General features: G+C 60.2%; 1 protein-coding gene. It reads left to right on the top strand.

Translation table 11 applies throughout. The features are described from left to right. Nucleotides 1-1,734 (top strand): ATP-dependent DNA helicase RecQ (locus PAT3040_RS17160; RefSeq protein ID WP_258235021.1); only part of this gene is annotated, 1,734 nt, incomplete at both ends.

Here is a 1,734-nt window from a genome sequence, read left to right as displayed (position 1 = left end):
CCGGCAGCTGGCCGGCTGGATCGGCCGCATGCAGAATCGTCCGCTTGTAGCGGCCTTTACCGCGACAGCGACGCCGGAGGTGGCCGAGGATATCGAAGCTATGCTCCGCCTGAACGAACCGCGCCGTTACGTGACGGGGTTCGCCCGCCCGAACCTGTCGCTCTCCGTTGTGACGGGCGTCGACAAGAAGCGGTTCCTCGCGAAGTTTATAAAGGAGCGGGAGGGCGAATCCGGCATTATCTACGCGGCGACCCGCAAAGAGACGGAAGAGGTATGCGCCATGCTGCAGAAGAACGGGATTGCGGCGGACAAATATCATGGCGGCCTCGGCGATGCCGAGCGCGCGGAGGCGCAAGAGTCGTTCCGCTTCGATCGCAGCCGTGTAATGGTTGCGACAAATGCTTTTGGCATGGGCATCGACAAACCCAACGTTCGTTTCGTACTGCACTGGCAAATGCCCGGCGATCTGGAGTCTTATTACCAGGAAGCGGGCAGGGCTGGCCGGGATGGCGAGGAAAGCGACTGTGTCCTGTTGTTCGAGCCTGCCGACATGCAGGTACAGAGATTTCTCATTGAGCAAGGCTCCGGCGACACGGATCGCAAGTCGATCCAGCTGTCCAAGCTCCATCAGATGATGAACTACAGTCGGACGCAGCGCTGTCTGCAGCAGTTCATCGTCGATTACTTCGGCGAAACGGACGTGCAGCCGTGCGGCAAGTGCAGCAGCTGTCTCGACAAGAGCGAAGCGGTCGACCGGACGGAGGAAGCGAAGATGGCGTTGTCCTGCGTCGGCCGGATGAAAGGCCGCTTCGGCGTTACGATGGCCGCCAAGGTGCTTAAGGGCTCCCGCGACAAACGTCTGCTGGAGTTCGGACTGGACAGGCTATCTACCTACGGCCTCATGAGTCGCTTGCCCGAGAAGGAAATCGCGGACTGGCTGTACTGGCTCGTGGCGGAAGGGTATATGCGGCTCAGCGAAGGGCAGTATCCCACGGTATCTTTGACAGCGAACGCCTTGCCGGTGCTGGAAGGCAAGCAAGTGATCACGCAGCGCGTACGAGCTTCTGTGCGGCAATCCAGCGGCGGCATGACGGCAGCAGAATCATCGCCGTTGTTCGAAGCGTTGAAGCAATGGCGGAGAGAAGCGGCAGCCCGGGAGAGCGTGCCTCCGTTCATGATTTTTTTCGACTCTACGTTGAAGGATATTGCAGGCGCACGGCCGAGGCATGCGGAGGAGCTCATGTCCATTAAGGGGATCGGCGCGGCCAAGGTGAGCAAGTACGGCGAGGACATCGCGCGAATCGTAGCGGAGTTAGGGGGCGAAATATCCCAAGGGGACGCCGGATCGGGCGGGACCGGTGCTGCGAATCGGTTGACCGGACATGTCGGAGGAGCCGGATCCGTAGGTAAGCAGGGAACTTCATCCCAAGTGACGCGAACTGCCTCAGGAGATGAACAGCCGAGCCATCTGCTCTCGCTGGAGATGTTCAACGAAGGGATTACGACGGGGGACATCGCCAAGGAGCGGGGACTGGGTCAAGTCACTGTGGAAGGACACATCATTCGCGCGGCGGGAGAAGGCTACGAGGTAGACTGGGATCGTATCGTTCCTCCAGGGCAAGAGCCGCTCATCCTTGCGGCCATCGAGAAGGTTGGCGCGGATAAGCTGCGTCCCATCAAGGACGAGCTGCCGCCGGATGTTTCCTACTTTGCCATTCATGGCGTGCTGTGCAA

Source organism: Paenibacillus agaridevorans, assembly GCF_003112455.1.
GTDB lineage: Bacteria > Bacillota > Bacilli > Paenibacillales > Paenibacillaceae > Pristimantibacillus > Pristimantibacillus agaridevorans.
The sequence above is the reverse complement of the archived record's forward strand: the minus strand, read 5'-3'. Positions and strand labels throughout refer to the sequence as shown.